Genomic DNA, 19342 nt, shown 5'->3' with positions numbered 1-19342 from the left:
CCGCTCAGTGAAGAGTCTCCTCGGGCGCTTCCTCCGTCTTCATCCCGGCATCGACGGCCGTCGATACCGCCACGTCCATGGTGACGTTGCCCAGCGTCCGCATAAGATCGGGCACCACTTCGACCGCCACCAGTACGCCGAGCGGCCCTAGCGGCACACCCATCGTGGCGGCGATCGGTCCGATGGAGGAGACGAAGCTGATCGTGCCGGGCAGCGATACCGCGCCAAACGTGGTGGCGAAGGCGACAAAGGCGCCCGCCGCCAGAGCGCCTGCGCTCAGTTCCACCCCGGCGAGCTTCGCCGCGTAGATCGCCACGCCCATGTTCATCGCCGGCCCGGTCGCGCGGAACAGAGTGACGGCGAGGGGAAGGGCGAACTCCGCCGTGGTGGTCGCAACGCCCAGCCTGCGGCTCGCCGCCAGCATCGTCGGCAGGGTGGCCAGCGAGGACTGGGTGGACACGGCGACGACCTGCGCCGGAAGCATGGCCTTGAAGAAGGCCGAGAGGCTGCGCCGCCCCGCGATGACTGCGATCGCATAGCCCGCGATCATCACCACGGTGCCGACGGTGACGACAAGCACGATGTAATGCGCGAGCGCCCCGAGCGCCGCACCGCCGCTGCGCACGCCAAGCGACAGACCCAGGGCGAAGACGCCGATCGGAGCGAGCTTCAGGACCCAGCCGATGACCACCATCATAGCGCCGGCAAGCCCTTCAAACAGCAGTGCGAGAAGCTTGCGGGGCTCGTCGCGAAGCCGCGTGGACGCGAAGGCGAAGAGCCCGACGAAGACGATGACCGGGAGCATCGCGCTGGCCGCCGCAGCCGAGACCACGTTGTAGGGCAGCAGGGATGCGAGGAAGTCGGACAGGCCCGGTACCTTCCCAGGGGTGACGCCCTGCGCGAAGCTGACGCCGGCGGGGGCGGGGAAGAGGTCGAGCAGAAGCGGCATCGCCACGGCACCCAGGATGGCACTGAAGGCGAGGAAACCCACGATGATGCCCAGGGTCCGCCGCGCCATGAGGCCTGCCTTGGCCGCAGCCACCGTCTCCACAATGCCGGAGAAGAGCAGGCCGGCGACGAGCGGGAGGATCGTCATCTGCAGGCCCTGCAGCCACAACGAGCCGACCGGGGCCGCAATCGCCAGGGCCGGCTGCGCCTGAGGCTTGCCCGCGAGGAGGAGCCCAAGGACCAGTCCGCAGATCAGGCCTGTCAGCGTCAGCGCGCCGGGAACGCGGATTTCAGGGATGCGCGAGGTGCTTGATGAAGCGGGGGATAGCGAAGTCATGCGCAGCGACAAATAAGCGTCAGTGCTCCGGATGGCAATTTGCCCCAGGTACCTTCGAAGCATTATCCTTGCGCTATGCTTTCGTCGCGAGCAGACGGCGGGTGACGGTTATCTGTTCGACGGATCAACGATCAAGCTGTAAGGGCGCGCCAAAGTCAGGGTGCCTATGTCGCGCCAGACAAGGCATCGGCGTTTCGAAGCTATATTGAACGCTGCATAGAAAAGGTCAGAGAATGGGGAAACAGTTCTTCGGCACGGACGGTATCAGGGGCCGAACCAATCAAGGGACGATGACCGCGGCCACGGCGATGCGGGTGGGCCAGGCGGCTGGCACTCATTTTCTTCGCGGCGCCCACCGTCACCGGGTGGTCATCGGCAAGGATACGCGGCTTTCCGGATACATGCTGGAGAACGCCATGGTGGCCGGTTTTACCAGCGTTGGCATGGACGTCGTCCTCCTCGGCCCCATGCCCACGCCCGCCGTGGCCTTGCTGACGCGGGAACTGCGGGCCGATGTGGGCGTCATGATCTCGGCCAGCCACAATCCGTACGAGGATAACGGCATCAAGCTGTTCGGCCCTGACGGATTCAAGCTCTCCGACGCGGATGAGCTGGCGATCGAAGCGATGCTGTGCCAGGATCTTCCCCTCGCCCCATCCGCTGAAATCGGCCGCGCCCGCCGCGTTGACGACGCCAACGGCCGGTACATCCACGCGGTGAAGGCCGCGCTGCCTTCGTCGGTGCGGCTCGATGGCCTGAAGATCGCCGTCGACTGCGCGAATGGCGCGGCCTACCAGGTCGCACCCGCGGCCTTTTGGGAACTCGGGGCGGAGATCGTCTCGATCGGCGTCTCCCCCAATGGACGAAACATCAACGAGCGTTGCGGCTCGACGCACGTCGATCTGCTTCAGGAAACCGTAGTCTCCTGCGGCGCCGATATCGGCATCGCTCTCGACGGTGACGCGGACCGCCTGATCGTCGTGGACGAAAAGGGCAGGACTGTGGATGGCGACCAGATCATGGCTCTCACCGGAAGCCAGCTTGCCGCCCGGGGTGAACTGCGCGGCGGCGGCGTCGTGGCTACCGTCATGTCCAACCTCGGGCTGGAGCGCTTCCTCAACGGGCAGGGCCTCTCGCTCGAACGCACGGCCGTAGGGGACCGCCACGTCCTCGAGCGCATGCGGGAGGGCGGCTTCAACGTGGGCGGGGAGCAGTCCGGCCATATGATCCTGCTCGATCATGCGACGACCGGCGATGGAACGGTGGCAGCGCTGCAGGTGCTGGCGGCCCTGGTTCAGTCTGGCAAGCGGGCGAGCGAATTGCTCCATCTGTTCGATCCCGTGCCGCAGCTGCTGCGCAACGTGCGCTTTGCCGGCGGCCGCCCGCTTGAGGAGGACAGCGTCAGGGCGGCCATCGCCGATGCGCAGGCCTCGCTCGACGGTCGGGGGCGACTCGTGATCCGCCCGTCGGGCACGGAGCCGGTCATCCGCGTGATGGCCGAAGGCGACGATGCCGGCGAAGTGGAAGCGGCCGTGGCCTCGATCTGCCACGCCGTCGAGAAGGCAGCGGCATGATTCTCTTGGAAGTCCGGGGAGGATGCTGCTGATGCTTGAGATGCGGCCTGACTGTGAACGCTGCGGCACGTCCCTTCCCGCAGAGGCGCCCGGCGCGTTCATCTGCTCGTTCGAGTGTACCTACTGCGCCGAATGCGCGGATGCGCTGGACGACCTGTGTCCGACGTGCGGGGGCGAACTCGTCGATCGTCCCACCCGCGCCAAGCGGCACCACGATTCGGCGCCTCCATCGAAGCAGCGACGTTTCAAGGGGCAAGGCTCGACTTGATCGGGGGTGAGGGGATAAGGAGCGCCGTCATGAACCAGCCCCCTCGCATCCTCTCCATCGCCGGGTCCGACAGTTCCGGCGGCGCCGGCATCCAGGCCGACATCAAGACCATCACGATGCTGGGTGGCTTCGCGATGACGGCGATTACGGCTATTACCGCCCAGAACACTCGTGGCGTGACGGCGGTGACCGCCTTGTCCGCCGACATGGTCGGCGCGCAGATAGACGCCTGCGCGTCCGACATCGGGGTGGACGCTGTGAAGATCGGGATGCTGGGAAGCCCGCAGATCGCAGGCGTGGTAGCGGATCGGCTGGAAAAGCTGGGCGTGCCTGTGGTCTTCGACCCTGTCATGATCTCGACCGCGGGGTCGGTTCTCGCGGACGAAGCGACGGTGCAGCAGTTCGGGCGGCTTATGGCGATCGCCTGCCTCACGACCCCGAACTTCGATGAACTCGCAGCGCTTGGCGGCGATGAAGCGTTCGTTGGCCGGGGCATACCCTATCTCGCGAAGGGAGGAGACGCGCCCGGCGAGATGGTGGTGGATCGCCTGATCGTGGACGGCAGGGACCCGGTGGTATGGACCGGCTCGCGCATCGACACCCGCCACACACACGGTACCGGCTGCACGCTCTCAAGTGCGATTGCCACCCTCCTCGGAAAAGGCGCCACGCTTGAGGAAGCGGTGCGGGATGGCCGGGAGTTCGTTCGGGCAGCGTTGCTCGCAGCGCCGGGGTTCGGCGCAGGCCATGGACCGATGGGGCATCAGGCGGTGCGTTGACCGTCAATCCTGGGACTGACGGTGCCGCCGTAGCGCCGTGTCCGCAAGCATTCCTGCGGCGGCCATGGCACCGCCGGTGATGCCCGCAGTGCCCAGCGCCAGAATGACGGGCTGCACGTAATCAGCAAGCATGCGGGCCCGCTGGTGCAGCGGCTCTACAAGGGTGCTCATGGGTTTGCATCTGCTTGGGTCATGCCCCTGCAGATGCACCCGATTCCCTTATCGATCCACCCGGATAAGTTCGCTCATTGTGTTCGATATTTCCGAACAGTGCACCGGGCGCCTGCTGCTTCAGCCGCAGTCCAGATCGTAGTACTTCTTGATGTGACCCCAACCTTCCTCCGCCGTTTCGCACCAGTGGAAGAGGTTGACATCGTCGGGGCTGATGACGCCCTCTTCGGCCAGGGCTTCGAAGTTCACCACGCGTTCCCAGAACTCGCGTCCGTAAAGCAGGATGGGGATAGGCTTCATCTTTCCGGTCTGTATCAAGGTCAGCAGTTCGAAGAACTCGTCGAATGTGCCGAAGCCGCCGGGGAACACGGCAACCGCGCGCGCGCGCAGAAGGAAGTGCATCTTGCGAAGCGCGAAGTAGTGGAACTGGAACGAGAGGCGCGGCGTCACGTAGGGATTGGGCGCCTGCTCATGAGGCAGGACGATGTTCAGCCCCAGCGACTCCGCGCCGACGTCTGCCGCGCCCCGGTTGGCCGCTTCCATGATGGAGGGGCCGCCACCGGAGCAGACGACGAACTGGCGCATACCCTTCTCGACGATGGCGCACTGGCTGGCCAGGCGCGCCAGCGTGCGGGCTTCCTCCCAGTACTTGGCCTTCGCGGCGAGGCGTTCGGCCACCTTGTGCTGGTAGTCGGTCGCGGCCGCCGCCACGAGCGCGTCCGCACGGTCCGGAGAGGGTATGCGCGCGGATCCATACATGACGAGGGTGGAGCCGATGTTGGCTTCCTCAAGCAGCATTTCCGGCTTCAGCAGCTCCAGCTGGAAGCGAATGGGGCGCAGTTCGTCCCTCAGCAGGAAATCGGTGTCGCGGAAGGCGAGACGATAGGCCGGATGCTCGGTCTGGATGGTGTCGGCTTGCTTTTCGGCGAAGCCGGCCTCCTGTTCGGCCTTGTAGAAGCGGCGTTCGGTGAGGTCTTTATCTTCTTTTTCGGTCATTGGTGCTCCATGGCCCGACGCGTCGGGCGGGTCCAGAACAGTTGTCGGTGCCGCTGGTTGCACGGCGTTGCATACAGGCTAGGCTGTGAGGATGATGAACAGTCGGACTTTGACGCGGCGAGGCGCACTTATGGGGATCGGCGGCGGTCTCTGCATGCTTCCCGCCCGGGGGGCGGTGGCGCGCGGAGGCCTGCCATCGGCACCGGTCAATATGGTGAAGCCGCCGCGCCTGCGCAACGGCGATGTCTTGGGCATCGTGGCTCCTGCCGGCTTCGTAGCCGACCGCTTCGGGATCGAGGAGGTCGCCGCCACGGTTCGTGCCATGGGCCTCGTGCCCCGCGTAGCGCCGCATCTGACTCAGCGGCACGGCTATCTTGCAGGCACGGACGAGGTGCGCGCCCGCGATCTCATGAGCATGTTCGCTGACGATGATGTCAGGGGCATCCTGGCGGTCCGCGGCGGGTGGGGATCGGCTCGACTGCTGCCTCACCTCGACTTCGCCACCATCCGCAAGAAGCCGAAGCTTTTCGCGGGCTTCAGCGACAACACGGCCCTCTGCCTGGCGCTGGCCAGCCAGGGTGTCGTTTCGATACACGGGCCGAACGCCTCGGCTTCGTGGCCGCAGGCCTCGTGGGAGTCGTTCCACCGGGTCGCGTTCGAGGGCACGCTGCCGACCTATTCCGTGCCCGTGCGGGATGGCCCCGGCCTTGGCGCGCGGGGAACCGGCGTGCGGACGTTTCGCGGAGGCAAGGCTCAAGGGCGACTGATCGGGGGCAACCTCACGGTCCTGAGCGCGCTTGTCGGCACGCCTTTCCTTCCGTCTTTCGACCGCGCCATCCTCTTCCTGGAAGATACCAACGAGGCAGAGTACCGGATCGACCGAATGCTGACCCAGCTCGCTTTGTCAGGCGCGCTCGACAAGGTGGCAGGTGTGGTTTTCGGTCAGTGTACCCGGTGCGAGAATCCGGATGGCGGCTATTCCAACTTCACTCTCTACGAAGTGCTGGACCAGCGCTTCGGCTCTCTTGGCAAGCCGGCCTTCCAGGGCCTCATGATAGGGCACGTGGCAAACCAGATCAGTGTTCCCGTAGGCATCATGGCCGAGATGGATGCAGACGCGGGAACGCTCCGTCTGCTTGAGCCGGCGGTCGTCTAGGAATGCGTCAGCGCTTCACCTGCACGGCCATGAGCCCGAACAGACTGAGCAGGGCCGCCGCCGAGATGTAGAGGCCGACGAAGAGAACGCCGCCACTGTCCGCCAGCGCCTGCGCGGTGGCCGGTGCGAAGCCGCCGCCGATGATGCCACCCACGTTGAACGCGATGGAGGCGCCTGTGTACCGTACCCGAGCCTTGAACAGGCGCGGCAGCAGTTCCGCGATCGGGCCGTAGACCAGCCCCATCGTGAACAGCGCGAGGCAAAGGAACAGGCCAATGACAAACAGGGATCCGGCCGAGAACATCAACCCCATGATGGTGCCGAGGAGCACCGCACAGAAGCATCCGAACATGAGGACCGAGCGCGAGGACCGCCGGTCTGCCGCGTATCCCGCAACCACGATCCCCGCAGCCATGAAGAGGATCGCGAACAGCTGCACGCCCAGGAACTGCTGGCGTCCATAGCCCAGCGTGCCGGTCCCGTAGCCGAGCGCGAAGGTGGTGGCGAGATAGTAGAGGGCGAAGCAGGCGATCACCGCGAAGGTTCCGGCCACCGTCTCGCGTATGTGCGTGCGGAACAGCTCGACCACGGGGATCGCGCGGTGCTTTTCATCTTCCTGCACGAAGACGGGGCTTTCCGAGAGACGAAAGCGGATCCACAGTCCGAGGCCGACCAGCACCGCGCTCAACAGGAAAGGAACGCGCCATCCCCAATCGGCGAACTGCTCGTCCGTCAGCACCGAGCTTAGGACGAGGAAGAGCCCGTTCGCCGCGAAGAATCCCACAGGCGCACCAAGTTGCGGGAACATGCCGAAGCGCGCCTCATAGCCCTTCGGGGCGTTCTCCACCGCCAGCAGGGCAGCGCCGCCCCACTCACCGCCCAGCCCGAGCCCCTGGCAGAAGCGCATCAGGCACAGAAGGGCGGGTGCCATCCATCCGGCGCTTTCGTATGTCGGCAGCAGGCCGATCAGCACGGTTGCGCCCCCCATGAGCAGGAGCGATGCGACAAGGGTGGACTTGCGTCCGACTCTGTCCCCGAAGTGGCCGAACAGCGCTGCGCCTACCGGCCGGGCGATAAAGGCGATGGCGAAGCTGGCATAGGACGCGAGGTGCTGCACCGCCGTCGATTCGGCCGGGAAGAACAGCGGCCCGAAAACCAGAGCCGCAGCCGTGGCGTATATGTAGAAGTCGTAGAACTCGACCGCGGTGCCCACCAGGCTTGCAGTGAGCACCCGGGCATTCTGGCGGTAGACGTTCATCGATCGCTCCCCTCGCGTGGCACCCCTCTAGCCGGACACGGGGCCGATGACGAGAGGGCGAAAGACCCGGGGCATGTCGCGAAGATTGGAAAACCTGGTGTCGCTGGCGGTCTTCGGCATGAACCCGGCTCCTCGGCCGGGCTCCGCTTCATCGCTGCGTTTCGGGAGAGCGATCTCGGGCACGGCCCGCGTTGGAGGGGGCCAGGGAATCCCGGATGTGGCCCGTAATTCCCTGACCATGAGGAATAACGCGCTGTCCCTTCCCCGGGACCGCCTTGGGCGGGGCCCTTACTTCGCTTCGATGCTCACCGGTCTGAGGCGCGGGCTGAGCACGTGGACCGCGAGCAGGGCGAGCAGGTAAGCGCTTGCACAGATGGCGAAGAGCACCTCGTAACTGTGGGTCGCATCAAGGATGTAGCCCGCGAACAGCGCCATACCCATGCCGCCCACGGCGCCTGCGGTGCCGCCGATGCCCACCACCGAACCGACCGCTCCGCGCGGGAACACGTCGGAAGGCAGGGTGTAGAGATTGGCGGAGAAGGCCTGGTGGGCTGCGGTCGCAAGGCCAATGATCAGCACGGCGGTCCAGACGTTGTCGACGCCCTGGACGAACCAGATCGGCAGCACGCACACCGCGCACAGCAGCATCGTCGCCTTGCGCGCGAAGTTGGGGCTGCGGCCAGTGGCAATCAGCTTGGACGACATCCAGCCGCCGGCGATGCTGCCAACGTCCGAGATCAGGTAGATTGCCGCCAGCGGCAGGCCGAAGGTCTTGAGGTCCAGGTCGTAGCGGTCGAACAGGTAGCCCGGCAGCCAGAACAGGAAGAACCACCAGATCGGGTCGATGAGAAACTTGCCGAGCGCATAGGCCCAGGTTTCGCGCACGATGAGCAGTCGCCCCCAACCGATCTTCTCGACTGGATCGGCCGGGTCCTGACGGATGTAGGCCAGTTCCTGCGGCGTCACGTGGGGATGGCTGCTCGGGTGGCGATAGAATGCCCACCAGGCGCCCAGCCACAGGATCCCGAACAGGCCGGTGACGAAGAACGCCATGCGCCAGTCGAACCACAGCACCAGCAGCGGCACCAGCAGCGGGGTCACAATCGCGCCGACGTTCGCGCCGGCGTTGAATATGCCGATTGCCAGTGCCCGTTCCTTCTGCGGGAACCAGTCGGTCACGGCGCGGATGCCGGCGGGGAAGTTACCCGATTCGCCCAGTCCCAGTCCGAAACGGGCCATCGCGAAGGAGGTGATGCCGGTCGCGAAGCCGTGGGCCATGTGGCTGACGGTCCAGATGACGATGGCCAGAACATACCCCAGCCGGGCGCCCAAAGTATCGACGATCTTGCCGAAGGAGAGATAGCCGATGGCATAGGCCAGCTGGAACCAGAAGACGATCCCGGCAAAGTCGGATTCGGTCCAGTTGAATTCGGCGGACAGCGTGGGCTTGAGCACGCCGATCATCTGGCGGTCCACATAGTTGATGGCCGTCGCTGCAAAGAGCAGCGCCACCACTACCCAGCGGTAGCGCCCCACCTTCAGCGGAGCGCCTGTCCTTGCCTGGCCGGCCGTGCTGCCGGTTTCTGCATCCATTTTCCTGCTCCCTTGCGACCTCGCGCCGTTCACCACGGCCATATTTTCCGATCGCTCTTCTCGTCAGTCCTGCCTTGCCGCGATAATGCCGCAAGCGACCGTACCGTGGCCGTCGAAGTTCGCCAGTATATGCTGGCCCGGCGTGACGGGATGAACACCCGTCACCGCGCCGGTCGAAACCCAGGTGCCGGCGCTGCAGTCGATCCCGCGCACCGAGAGATGGCCCAGCAGGAAGCGGACGGCGCCGAGCGGTCCGTCCAGCATTGTCGTCGTGGTCGCCTCACCGGCCGTGTCGCCATCGATGTCCAGTCGGACGGTGATGGCGTTGAAGTCAACGGTTTCCCAGCCTTCCAGCAGCGGGCCGATGACCATGCCGTAGTTGTTGCCGTAATCGGAGACAGTCACCGGCGGTCCATCCGCGTTGATGCCGGGATAAGGGGAGCTGGCGACCTCGATGCCGATATGCACCGCGTCCAGTATGGCCCGCGTGCCCGCATCGTCCTGCGGCACCACGCCGTCCCAGCCGGGCGCGACATGAAGCAGGAACTCCGCCTCGGCTGCGGCGAAACCGTCCGCGAAGACAGGCATCGCCGGTGCTTCCCCGTCAGCGACGGTCACCACGCTGTCACTGAAGATAGGCCCGGCCAGGCGGTTGCTGGCCAGCTGCACGTCAAGCGGCGGGTTGATCTTGCCGACCTTCCAGCCTGCGATCTCGCGGCCGTCAAACCGGATGGCGATGTCCTGGATGGCATAGCCGCCGCCGAGATCGGCTGGGATCTGCCCCGGATAGGTATTCAGTGCGCGTTTTTCGCGCCGTGCCGTCACGAAAGCTTCGGCCACTGCTTTTGCGGTGTCTGTCAAAACGATCCCCAACCCATTTCCTATCGTGCCCGGATCATCTGGACACCGGTGTCACCCGACGCCAATAGCAATCCGTCGTATTCAGAGTGTCCGCTCTGTCGGGATGGCCACCGACAGCGCCACCCTAGGGATGGACCTGCTTTCTTTCCGCCGATGACAGGATAAACGGAAAGATGGTAACCGGTGTCATATTGCCTTTCACCTCGCGGGAAGGCAAGCCGAAAAAAAAGCGCCCCGGTTCCTCGATAGCCCGGCGTACATCAACAAGGATGCCGCATGGCAGAAGGCCAGAAACCGACGATCAATGATGTGGCGCGCCTTTCGGGCGTGTCCAAGAAGACGGTCAGCCGCGTGATCAACAAATCGCCGCTGCTCAATGCGAGCACGCGCGAGAAGGTGGAATCGGTGATCGCCGAACTGGGTTACGTGCCCAATCCGCAGGCGCGGGCGCTGGCGTTGCGGCGCAACTTCCTGATCGGTCTCATCCACGACAACCCGAACGCGCAAATGGTGCTGGGGGTGCAGGAAGGCATTCTCGACACCATCCGCGATACTGAATTCGCGCTCGTCGTTCATCCGGTGAACCGCTATTCGCCGACGCTGCATGACGATATCCGCCGCTTCATCGAGCAGCAGCGGCTGTACGGCGTCATGCTCCTGCCGCCGCTTTCCGAGCGCGATGATCTGGCCGATCTGTGCCGTGATCTTGGCTGCACCGTCGTGCGCATGGGCTCTGCCAGGCTGGACGAAGATGCTCACCTTGTTGCCTCCAACGACCGGCAGGCTGTGCGCGAGGCGGTGGGCTGGCTGGCGGAACTGGGCCATTCGCGGATCGGCTTCGTAGCGGGTCCTGAAGGCTTCCGCTCGGCCAACGAACGCGAGCAGGGTTTTCTCGAAGGTCTGGCGGGGGCAGGGCTCAGCCCGGACCCGGCGATCATGGCCCGCGGCACGTACCGCTTCGAATCGGGCAAGGCCGCAGGCGAGAAGCTGCTGGCCGCGGACATTCCCCCGACCGCCGTCTTCTCCAGCAACGATGAGATGGCGGCGGGCATCCTCCATGCGGCGCGCGAGCGTGGGCTGAATGTGCCGGATGACCTCTCGATCATCGGCTTCGACGATACCGCCACCGCTGCACACATCTGGCCGCCGCTCACTACCGTGCGGTGGCCGATCCGCGCGATGGCGAAGACGGCGGCCGCAAAGCTGATCAGGCCCGCATCGGCCGCTTCGGAGCCTTCGTTCTTCCTGTCCGACCTCATCCGGCGCGCCTCCGCAGTTCCCCGCAGCGCCGCGTGAGGGCCTGTGTAAAGGCGGACACCAATTTGGCCGAAGCCGCATTGACACCGGTTACCTAAAGCGGATACGCTTCACGCCGAAGAGATGAACGGGAGAGTTCGCAGTGTTCTGCAAGACGTACCACGCCACCCATCCGGACATGATGGAGTGTGTCTCCAATGAGGAGCTGCGCGATCGTTACCTGGTGACGGGCATGTTCAAGGCGGGTGAGGTCAACCTCAACTACTCGCACAACGAACGCTTCATCATCGGTGGCGCGGTTCCAGGGGCGACGCCGCTGGCCCTGCCGCTGCAGACCGCGCCCAAGAGCGCCGAAGGCAAGTCGTTCTTCGAGCGCCGCGAAGCCGGCATCACCAACATCGGCGGCCCGGGCGCGATCACGGTCGACGGTCAGCGCTTCGAAATGAAGAACAAGGAATGCCTCTACGTGCCGATGGGCAGCCAGGAGGTCATCTTTGAAGGCGAAGGCGCGCGCTTCTACATCGCGTCGGTTCCTGCGCACAAGGCGCTGCCGATCAAGCACATCACGCTTGACCAGGCCAATCCGCTGGCGCGCGGAGACCTTGCCAACTCCAACCAGCGCACGATCTACCAGCTGGTCATCCCCGGCGTATGCGAGAGCGCGCAGCTGCTGCTGGGCCTGACCGTGCTTGAAGAGGGTTCGGTGTGGAACACCATGCCGCCGCACCTCCACGATCGTCGCAGCGAGATCTACCTGTACTTCGAACTCCCCGAGGAGAACGACCGCATCTTCCACTACATGGGCGAGCCCGATCAGATGCGTCACATCGTGATCGCCAACGAAGAAGCCGTCATCAGCCCGCCGTGGTCGATCCACATGGGTTCGGGCACTAAGAAGTACGCCTTCATCTGGGCTATGGGCGGGGAAAACCTCGACTACACTGACATGAACGTGCTCGACATCTGCCAGCTGCAGTAAGCGGCACTGTCTTCAGGCCCGCGTCCCGGAATAAGAGAGGGACGTGGGCAAGACACATACTGACGGGATAGGACACATGGCAATTTCCTTCGACCTGACGGGCAAGGGTGCGCTCGTCACAGGTGCCAACACGGGCATCGGCCAGGCCATTGCCGTGGCTCTGGCAGAAGCCGGTGCCGATGTTGCGGTGGCTGGCCGGTCCGAGCCGACCGAGACGCTCGGCGCGATCGCCGCAACCGGGCGCAAGGCGGTGAACATCAAGGCCGACCTGTCGAGCATCGAGCCGGTCGGACGCGTCATCGACGAAGCGGTCGCGGGTCTTGGCAAGGTGGACATCCTCGTCAACAACGCCGGGATCATCCGCCGCGACGATCTGCTGGAGTTCTCCGAGGAAGACTGGGATGCGGTGATCGACACCAATCTCAAGACGCTGTTCTTCCTCAGCCAGGCAGCGGCGAGAGGCATGGTGGAGCGCGAGGGCGGCAAGATCGTCAACATTGCCTCCCTGCTGACCTTCCAGGGCGGCATCCGTGTCCCCAGCTACGCGGCGGCGAAGTCGGGCGTGAGCGGGGTGACCAAGGCAATGGCGAACGAACTCGCCCCCAAGGGCGTACAGGTCAACGCGATCGCGCCTGGCTATATCACCACCAACAATACCGCCGCGCTGGCCGCCGACGAGACGCGCAACCGCCAGATCCTGGAGCGCATCCCAACCGGCCGCTGGGGCCGGCCGGAAGATATCGCGGGGGCCGCGGTGTTCCTCGCCTCGCAGGCATCCGATTACGTCACCGGCCAGATCCTGGCCGTCGATGGCGGCTGGCTCGCGCGCTGATGCCAGGTTCCACCCGCACCGGCCACGTCGTCACCTTTGGCGAAGTCCTCCTGCGTTTCGCGACACCGGGCGGGCGGCTGATGGTCCAGTGTGATGCGCTGGACATGGTGGTGGGCGGAGCAGAGGCCAATGTCGCGGCGGGGCTGGCCTCGCTGGGGCATGACGTGACGATGCTCACGCGCCTGCCGTCCAGCCCACTGGGCGACCGGGCGCGCGCGGCGCTTAATGCCGCCGGGATCGATACCGCCCACGTCGGGCGCGACGCCGGCCGGATGGGACTTTATTTCCTCGAAAGCGGAGCGGGCTTGAGGCCCTCGTCGATCACGTATGATCGCGCGGGTTCGGTGTTCGCAACCTCCAAGGCGACCCAGTTCGACTTCGCCTCCGCTTTGGAGGGTGCCCGACTGCTCCACCTGTCGGGCATCACGCCGGCGCTCGGCCCCGGGGGCGTCGCGCTTGCGCAAGCCGCCGTCGCCGCAGCCGTCAGCGCCGGCGTGCCTGTTTGTTTCGATGGCAACTACCGTGCTTTGCTGTGGGATGCCTGGGACAGCAACCCGCGTGAGATCCTGACGGACCTGATGCAGTCGGCCACAATCATGATCGGCAACCATCGCGACATCTCGCTGCTGCTGGGGAAGGCGTTTTCCGGCGACGGTTCCGAACGGCGGCGTGAAGCGGCACTGGCGGCTTTCGACGCCTTTCCAAAGCTGCAACTGATTGCCTCTACCGCGCGGCACGTGGTCAATTCCGGGCATCATCGCATCGCAGCCCGCGTCGATGCGCGCGACGGCGCCCACCAGACCAGCGAAGTGGACGTGACCGGTATCGTCGACCGCATCGGTACCGGCGACGCTTTCGCAGCGGGCGTACTGCACAAGTGGCTCGAAGGCGCAGACCTTGTCGCTACGGCGCAGGCGGGGTTGGGCTACACGGTGCTCAAGCATACCGTGCCGGGCGATATGTGCCTGGTCGGGCCGCAGGAGCTTGAATCCTTTTCGGCCAGCGGAGGGGATGTGCGGCGGTAAGGCCGGGGACTGTCAGACCTTCGGCAGAGCGCCTCGACGCCGAGGCAGGCAGACCTCAAGAGAGCCACCGCTGCCGGAGCAATTCGCGGATAATGAGCGGGGCCGGGAGAGTTGAACATGACGTACGCCAATTTCACCCGCCGCACCCTTGTTGCCACGGCCGCTGGGTCGGCCGCCGCCTTGGCGTCGCCGCTGCCGGTTCTTGCCCGCACCGCCAGGGCTCCGCGAGCGGGCCGCTATACGGGCCTCACCGAAAACGGCGTCTTCGCCTTCAAGGGTATCCGCTACGCCCGCGCCGAACGCTTCGCCCAGCCCGTGGCGGAGCCGTGGGACGGCCCTGCCCTTCAGGCCACCTCGTTCGGGCCGATCTGCCCGCAGCGGGCGCTGGGGGATGAAGCACAGGCGGAAGATTGCCTCTATCTCAACGTCTGGACACCAGAGATCAATCCTCGGGCGAAACGGGCGGTCATGGTGTACTTCCACGGCGGGGCCTACACCACTGGTTCGGTGACGGACCCGCTGACTCACGGCGGCAGGTTGGCGGCGGACGGCGACGTCGTGGTGGTGACGGTCAACCACAGGCTGAATGCGCTGGGCTATGCCTGGCTCAAGCCGTTCGACACGCGATACTCGGACAGCGGCAACCTTGGCCAGCTGGACCTGATACTGGCGCTTCAATGGGTGCGCGCGCATGTCGAGGCGTTCGGTGGGGATCCTGCGCGGGTCATGGTCTTCGGCCAATCCGGCGGAGGCGCCAAGATCGCCACGCTGATGGCGATGCCTGCGGCAAGGGGGCTGTTCCACAGTGCTGCGACGATGAGCGGCCAGCAGGTTCAGGCCAGCGGACCTGCGCACGCCTGGGCGCGCACGCAGGCTTTTTTGGCGGCATTGAAAACCGATGTCGAAGGCCTGCGCACCATGCCGATTGAGCGGCTGAGGGAAGGGCTGGCGGCGGTCGATCCGATACTGGGCGGAAGCGTCTATTTCGGGCCGGTACTCGACATGACCAACCTTCCGCGTCATCCCTTCTGGCCCGACGCCGCGCCGCAATCGCTAAGTGTTCCGATGATCCTGGGCAATGTGCGCGACGAAACCCGCGCCTTCCTTGATCCCCGTGGCCCGAAGCTGAAGGGTCTCGACTGGAGCAACCTTGCCGCGCGCATCCAGCCCGAGATCAAGATAGACCTCGATCCGGTCTGGGTGGTGGAGCAGTATCGCCTTCATGAACCGGCCTGGACGCCCGAGCAGGTCTACTACGCGGCGACAACTGCGGGCCGCTCCTGGCCGGGGCAGGTGATCGAAGCCGACGAACGCGCTGCTGCGGGGGCAACGGCGACGTGGGTCTATCAGCTGGACCGCAGTTCGCCGCGCGACCCGCTGCGGGGCGCCGCGCACACCGACGACATCCCCTATGTCTTCGGTACCCTTGACGCACCGGGCAGCTATTCGGGCACCGATGCGGTCGCGCGCGGCCTGAGCACTACGATGATGACGGCCTTCACCGGGCTGGCCAGGACAGGCAGCCCCGGGCTGGCGGAATGGTCGTCCTATCGCCTGCCCAATCGCGCAACCATGGTCTTCGATGCGCGATCGCGGGTGGTGAACGACCCCCGCCGCTGGGAACGGGAGCTTTGGGCGAAGGCGCCCTACGTGCAGCCGGGGGTGTGAGCGGTCACTTCTTCGGAGGGTTGGGGTAAGCGACGATCAGCGAAAGCGGTTCCTCGCCGCGCTGCCAGATACCCACCACCGCGCCATCGTAGAGGTAGGCCGTCATGCCCGCGCGCAGCGTCTCACGCCTGCCATCCGACACCACTTCGCCAACGCCCGAGAGGACGTAGTAGACCTCGTCATGGGCAATCGGGTGTTCGCCGATCGCAGCGCCCTTGTGAAGGACGCGGCGACGGAATTCCATCGCGCGGGGCGGGGGGGCGGCATCGGAGATGCGGTAGGCGGTGCTCATGCCGATGCTGCCATGCGGCGGGGCTTCCTCGCGGACGGTGTCGCGCTCGTCGATCACCACCATGGGCGGCGCTGCCGCGACGAGCAGCAGAGTCGCGGCAATCACGCTGCCGGCTCCGAATGGGGTGCGAAATGCTTTGAAATACGCCAGATTTGCATCGTCTTCTCCCATGTTTATCGTGTTGCGACCGGGCTATTGACACCGCAGTCCCGCTGCGTCACATATTGATGACACCGGTTACCACTGATCGCAAGGATGATCTTCGGAACTGGTGAGGCGATCCCCCGCGGGTCGCCGTCGTGCTCCAGAAGGAGCGGGAGTAGAGGTGCCGGAAGTAGTGCTGCGGAATGCGCGCTTCCTTTTGACACCGATGTCATAAGTGCCTTTGACCGGGCTGTGAGGGGATGTTGTCATGCGCAGGCATGTTACCGGAATTACGCTGTTGAAGGCTGCTCTGTTCGCAGGCAGCGCTCTGACCGCATCGAGCACGCTTGGGCAGGCGGCGCTGGCGCAGGAAGTGAGCGAGGCTGCGGCCGATGCCGCAACGGCAGATCAGTCGGCCACCGCGAACGAGATCATCGTCACCGGTTTTCGCAAGTCGCTCGAAGCGGCGCTCAATGTGAAGCGCGAAGCGATCTCGGCCGTCGATGCCGTTGTCGCCGAGGACATGGCCAAGTTTCCGGACCAGAACCTTGCCGAATCGCTGCAGCGCATTCCGGGCATCTCGATCCAGCGCGACGGAGGTGAGGGCCGTGCCATCACCGTGCGCGGTCTTGGCGCGCAGTTCACCCGCGTGCGCGTGAACGGCCTTGAAACGATCGCCACCAGCTCGGACGGCGCATCCGCCAACCGCGACCGCGCGTTCGACTTCAACGTCTTCGCCTCGGAACTGTTCAGCAGCCTTGTCGTTCACAAGACCGCCGAAGCCAGCCTTGACGAAGGATCACTGGGCGCCGTGGTCGACCTCAACACCGGCAATCCGCTTGCGGGCAAGGCGGGGTTCACAGGGGTGCTCAACCTCCAGGGTTCGTACAACGACCTGTCGGACAATGTCGGCCCCCGCGCCGCCGGCCTCCTGTCCTGGAGGAACGATGCAGGCACGTTCGGCGTCAACCTGTCGGCTGCGTACTCGCATACCGATACGCTTGAAACCGGCAACAATACCGTGCGCTGGGCGCAGGCCTACTTCAACTCGGTCAACGGAACGCCCTGCTTCTACTCGGACGTGGGGCCGACGGGGGGCAGCCCGGTGAACTCGGGCGGCGGTTATCGTCCGTCCGCAGCCTGCGACGCTGCCGCGCTTTCGTTCCACGCCCGCATCCCGCGCTACGGCAAGGTCGAACATGACCGCCGCCGCCTGGGCCTCACGGGCTCGGTCCAGTTCGAGCCGACCGACCGCACCAAGATCTCGATCGACGGGCTCTATTCCTCGTTCAAGGAAGACCGCAAGGAGCAGTGGCTCGAGGTTCTCGCCCGCTCCAACGAGCGTCGCTTCAATCTGGTGAACCCGGTCTACGACGATACCGGCACAATGATCGGCGGTACGTACAACAACGCCTGGGTCCGTACTGAAAGCTACCTGCGCAAGTCGGAAACCGAGTTCTACCAGGTTGGCGCGACCTGGGAGCAGGACGTCAGCGACACCTTCCGCTTCACCCTGCTCGGCGGCTTCTCGCAGTCTGACGCCGACATCCCGGTCGAGACGACGTTCGCCTACGACAACCGCAACGCCAACGGCTTCAGCTTCGACTACAGCGACATGAAGTCGCCGGTGCTGAGCTACGACCTCGACGTAACTGACCCGGCGAACTTCCAGCTTGCCGAAATTCGCGACCGTCCCTCCTACGTCAAGAACCAGTTCAAGACCGCGCAGCTGCGCACCGAATGGGACATGACGGAAGGCTTCACCGTGAAGGCAGGCGCCGTGTGGCGTCGCTACGACTTCCGCACACAGCTGTTCATGCGTGACACGGCGGCCTGTGCCGCCAACGGCCAGCCCGACCTGATCCTGGGCCAGGTGACCTGTTCCTCCAGCGTCTACGGCCTGCCCGTGTTGGCCGACTTCTCGCGCCTGATCGAGCTTGGCGACGCGGGCCAGCCCGGCGGCACCACCAGTTCGTGGCTGGTGGCCGACATCGACAAGGCGGCCGACTACACCAACCTCTACGGGCGCACCGCCATGGAGGATCTGGGCAACAATCGCCGCGTGCGCGAAGAGACTTCGGGCGGCTACGTGCAGTTCGACGTCAAGGGCGAGATCTTCGGGTTGGAGTACGCGGGCAACGCCGGCATCCGCTATGCGCACACCAAGCAGACGTCGACCGGCTACACCGCCGGGGTGGCGGCCACTGTCGAGAGGACCTACGACGACTGGCTGCCGTCGATGAACCTGGCGTTCTACCCGCACTCCGACGTGATCGTGCGCGGCGCGATCGCCAAGGTGATCACCCGGCCCTCGCTCGGCAACCTCAATCCGGGCGGCTCCGTCGATGGCTTCAACTATCGCGTGACCTTCGGCAACCCGTTCCTCGACCCGTTCCGCGCGACCAACTTCGACGCTTCGGTCGAGTGGTACTTCGCGCCGCAGGCCCTGGTTTCGGTCGCGGGCTTTATCAAGAAGATCGAAAGCTTCCCGGTCGCTGGTACGTATACCGCCACTCTGCCGCAGCTCGGGCTGGGCCGTGACGTGCTGGGCACCAGCACGCCTGCCTACCTCAACTACGATCCGAATCAGGAATACGTGGTGTCGTCGCAGGTCAACGGCGAGGGCGCGACGCTCAAGGGTGTCGAGATCGCGCTGCAGATGCCCTTCACCTTCCTGCCGGGCATCCTGCGCAACACCGGCTTCCAGGGCAACGCGACCTTCATCGACAGCAGCGCCGACTACCAGATCACCGGCCCGGCGGTCACGGCCTGCACCCGCAATCCTACGACGGGCGCCTGCGGTCTCACCGGCGTTTCGGCGATCTACAACAACACGCTACTTGGTGTGTCGGAGAAGGCCTGGAACGCGACGCTCTACTACGACGACGGCAAGTTCTCGATCCGCGGCTCGGTCAGCTATCGCGGGCCCTTCAGCGACGCCACCAGCGCGACCGGCAACATCTTCGAAGGGTACGGCTCGTACACCAGCGTTGATGCGGCGATCCGCTACAAGGCTACCGAATGGCTGGAACTGTCGATCGATGGCAACAACCTGACCGACGAGTATCGCTACCGCACCAACGACATCTACGCGAACCGCAACTACGAGAACAACCACTTCGGACGCACGATCCTGTTCGGCGCGCGCGCAAAGATTTGATTCCCTCCCCCTGACGCGTGGCTCGTCGCCTTTGCGGCGGGCCA

General features: G+C 65.1%; 17 protein-coding genes. 10 read left to right on the top strand and 7 right to left on the bottom strand.

The annotated features are described in order from the left end of the window. Positions 1-4: 4 nt before the first annotated feature. Positions 5-1285 (bottom strand): dicarboxylate/amino acid:cation symporter, encoded by a 1281-nt coding sequence (locus QOL62_RS08425; protein WP_283405918.1) that lies wholly within the window; start codon positions 1283-1285, stop codon positions 5-7. Between the two features lie 233 nt (positions 1286-1518). Between QOL62_RS08425 and glmM the strand changes: the two genes are divergently transcribed. Genes glmM through thiD form a run of 3 tightly spaced genes read left to right on the top strand, consistent with a single transcriptional unit; the run spans position 1519 to position 3906 of the window. Further along, positions 1519-2859, top strand: a complete 1341-nt coding sequence (gene glmM, locus QOL62_RS08420; protein WP_283405917.1) for a phosphoglucosamine mutase — start codon at positions 1519-1521, stop codon at positions 2857-2859. Positions 2860-2890: 31 nt separating this feature from the next. Next, positions 2891-3127, top strand: coding sequence for a DUF1272 domain-containing protein (locus QOL62_RS08415; RefSeq protein ID WP_103729318.1), 237 nt, complete (start codon positions 2891-2893; stop codon positions 3125-3127). 29 nt (positions 3128-3156) lie between these two features. Beyond that, a complete protein-coding gene (gene thiD / locus QOL62_RS08410) occupies positions 3157-3906 on the top strand; it encodes a bifunctional hydroxymethylpyrimidine kinase/phosphomethylpyrimidine kinase (protein ID WP_283405916.1) in 750 nt (249 codons plus the stop codon). 3 nt (positions 3907-3909) lie between these two features. Here thiD and QOL62_RS08405 read toward each other — a convergent pair whose 3' ends face one another. Both QOL62_RS08405 and QOL62_RS08400 read right to left on the bottom strand, forming a co-directional pair. Continuing rightward, positions 3910-4077 (bottom strand): hypothetical protein, encoded by a 168-nt coding sequence (locus tag QOL62_RS08405; RefSeq protein ID WP_158250648.1) that lies wholly within the window; start codon positions 4075-4077, stop codon positions 3910-3912. 120 nt (positions 4078-4197) lie between these two features. Then, positions 4198-5073, bottom strand: coding sequence for an LOG family protein (locus QOL62_RS08400; RefSeq protein WP_103729138.1), 876 nt, complete (start codon positions 5071-5073; stop codon positions 4198-4200). 91 nt (positions 5074-5164) lie between these two features. Between QOL62_RS08400 and QOL62_RS08395 the strand changes: the two genes are divergently transcribed. Next, positions 5165-6229, top strand: coding sequence for a S66 peptidase family protein (locus QOL62_RS08395; RefSeq protein ID WP_283405915.1), 1065 nt, complete (start codon positions 5165-5167; stop codon positions 6227-6229). A gap of 7 nt (positions 6230-6236) precedes the next feature. Here QOL62_RS08395 and QOL62_RS08390 read toward each other — a convergent pair whose 3' ends face one another. The 3 genes from QOL62_RS08390 to QOL62_RS08380 form a co-directional block, all read right to left on the bottom strand. Further along, the gene (locus QOL62_RS08390; protein ID WP_283405914.1) at positions 6237-7487 is read right to left on the bottom strand and encodes an MFS transporter; all 1251 of its coding nucleotides are present in this window, start codon (positions 7485-7487) and stop codon (positions 6237-6239) included. Between the two features lie 288 nt (positions 7488-7775). Beyond that, positions 7776-9080, bottom strand: a complete 1305-nt coding sequence (locus tag QOL62_RS08385; protein WP_103729135.1) for an MFS transporter — start codon at positions 9078-9080, stop codon at positions 7776-7778. Positions 9081-9143: 63 nt separating this feature from the next. Beyond that, on the bottom strand, positions 9144-9941 hold the full coding sequence (locus tag QOL62_RS08380) for a 2-keto-4-pentenoate hydratase (RefSeq protein WP_283405913.1): 798 nt from the start codon (positions 9939-9941) through the stop codon (positions 9144-9146). 276 nt (positions 9942-10217) lie between these two features. On the opposite strand from QOL62_RS08380, the gene QOL62_RS08375 reads away from it, so the two are divergent. From QOL62_RS08375 to QOL62_RS08355, 5 genes are all read left to right on the top strand, one after another. Further along, positions 10218-11237, top strand: coding sequence for a LacI family DNA-binding transcriptional regulator (locus tag QOL62_RS08375; protein WP_103729134.1), 1020 nt, complete (start codon positions 10218-10220; stop codon positions 11235-11237). Between the two features lie 103 nt (positions 11238-11340). Continuing rightward, positions 11341-12177, top strand: a complete 837-nt coding sequence (kduI, locus tag QOL62_RS08370; protein WP_283405912.1) for a 5-dehydro-4-deoxy-D-glucuronate isomerase — start codon at positions 11341-11343, stop codon at positions 12175-12177. Positions 12178-12253: 76 nt separating this feature from the next. Beyond that, positions 12254-13009: a 2-dehydro-3-deoxy-D-gluconate 5-dehydrogenase KduD gene (kduD, locus tag QOL62_RS08365; protein WP_103729132.1), complete on the top strand. Its 756-nt coding sequence runs from the start codon at positions 12254-12256 to the stop codon at positions 13007-13009. Then, positions 13009-14034 (top strand): sugar kinase, encoded by a 1026-nt coding sequence (locus QOL62_RS08360; RefSeq protein WP_283405911.1) that lies wholly within the window; start codon positions 13009-13011, stop codon positions 14032-14034. Before kduD ends, QOL62_RS08360 begins: the two co-directional genes overlap by 1 nt. Before the next feature lie 117 nt (positions 14035-14151). Further along, a complete protein-coding gene (locus QOL62_RS08355; protein WP_283405910.1) occupies positions 14152-15702 on the top strand; it encodes a carboxylesterase/lipase family protein in 1551 nt (516 codons plus the stop codon). A gap of 4 nt (positions 15703-15706) precedes the next feature. Here the strand turns inward: QOL62_RS08355 and QOL62_RS08350 are convergent, their stop codons facing one another. Beyond that, complete coding sequence (locus QOL62_RS08350; RefSeq protein ID WP_283406038.1) at positions 15707-16057, bottom strand: cupin domain-containing protein; 351 nt, start codon at positions 16055-16057, stop codon at positions 15707-15709. Positions 16058-16406: 349 nt separating this feature from the next. Here QOL62_RS08350 and QOL62_RS08345 point away from each other — a divergent pair, with 349 nt between their 5' ends. Then, complete coding sequence (locus QOL62_RS08345; RefSeq protein ID WP_103729128.1) at positions 16407-19298, top strand: TonB-dependent receptor; 2892 nt, start codon at positions 16407-16409, stop codon at positions 19296-19298. The last annotated feature ends 44 nt before the right edge of the window (positions 19299-19342 follow it).

The sequence above is a fragment of the Novosphingobium panipatense genome (genome assembly GCF_900182875.1).
GTDB lineage: Bacteria > Pseudomonadota > Alphaproteobacteria > Sphingomonadales > Sphingomonadaceae > Novosphingobium > Novosphingobium panipatense.
Note: the sequence above shows the minus strand (reverse complement) of the source record. Positions and strands in the feature narration are given on the sequence as shown.

Excerpts from the sequence above, each read along its gene's own strand:
- QOL62_RS08425 (WP_283405918.1), bottom strand. The coding sequence starts at position 1,285 with ATGACTTCGCTATCCCCCGCTTCATCAAGCACCTCGCGCATCCCTGAA.
- glmM (WP_283405917.1), top strand. The coding sequence starts at position 1,519 with ATGGGGAAACAGTTCTTCGGCACGGACGGTATCAGGGGCCGAACCAAT.
- QOL62_RS08415 (WP_103729318.1), top strand. The coding sequence starts at position 2,891 with ATGCTTGAGATGCGGCCTGACTGTGAACGCTGCGGCACGTCCCTTCCC.
- thiD (WP_283405916.1), top strand. The coding sequence starts at position 3,157 with ATGAACCAGCCCCCTCGCATCCTCTCCATCGCCGGGTCCGACAGTTCC.
- QOL62_RS08405 (WP_158250648.1), bottom strand. The coding sequence starts at position 4,077 with ATGAGCACCCTTGTAGAGCCGCTGCACCAGCGGGCCCGCATGCTTGCT.
- QOL62_RS08400 (WP_103729138.1), bottom strand. The coding sequence starts at position 5,073 with ATGACCGAAAAAGAAGATAAAGACCTCACCGAACGCCGCTTCTACAAG.
- QOL62_RS08395 (WP_283405915.1), top strand. The coding sequence starts at position 5,165 with ATGATGAACAGTCGGACTTTGACGCGGCGAGGCGCACTTATGGGGATC.
- QOL62_RS08390 (WP_283405914.1), bottom strand. The coding sequence starts at position 7,487 with ATGAACGTCTACCGCCAGAATGCCCGGGTGCTCACTGCAAGCCTGGTG.
- QOL62_RS08385 (WP_103729135.1), bottom strand. The coding sequence starts at position 9,080 with ATGGATGCAGAAACCGGCAGCACGGCCGGCCAGGCAAGGACAGGCGCT.
- QOL62_RS08375 (WP_103729134.1), top strand. The coding sequence starts at position 10,218 with ATGGCAGAAGGCCAGAAACCGACGATCAATGATGTGGCGCGCCTTTCG.
- kduD (WP_103729132.1), top strand. The coding sequence starts at position 12,254 with ATGGCAATTTCCTTCGACCTGACGGGCAAGGGTGCGCTCGTCACAGGT.
- QOL62_RS08360 (WP_283405911.1), top strand. The coding sequence starts at position 13,009 with ATGCCAGGTTCCACCCGCACCGGCCACGTCGTCACCTTTGGCGAAGTC.
- QOL62_RS08355 (WP_283405910.1), top strand. The coding sequence starts at position 14,152 with ATGACGTACGCCAATTTCACCCGCCGCACCCTTGTTGCCACGGCCGCT.
- QOL62_RS08350 (WP_283406038.1), bottom strand. The coding sequence starts at position 16,057 with ATGGTGGTGATCGACGAGCGCGACACCGTCCGCGAGGAAGCCCCGCCG.
- QOL62_RS08345 (WP_103729128.1), top strand. The coding sequence starts at position 16,407 with ATGCGCAGGCATGTTACCGGAATTACGCTGTTGAAGGCTGCTCTGTTC.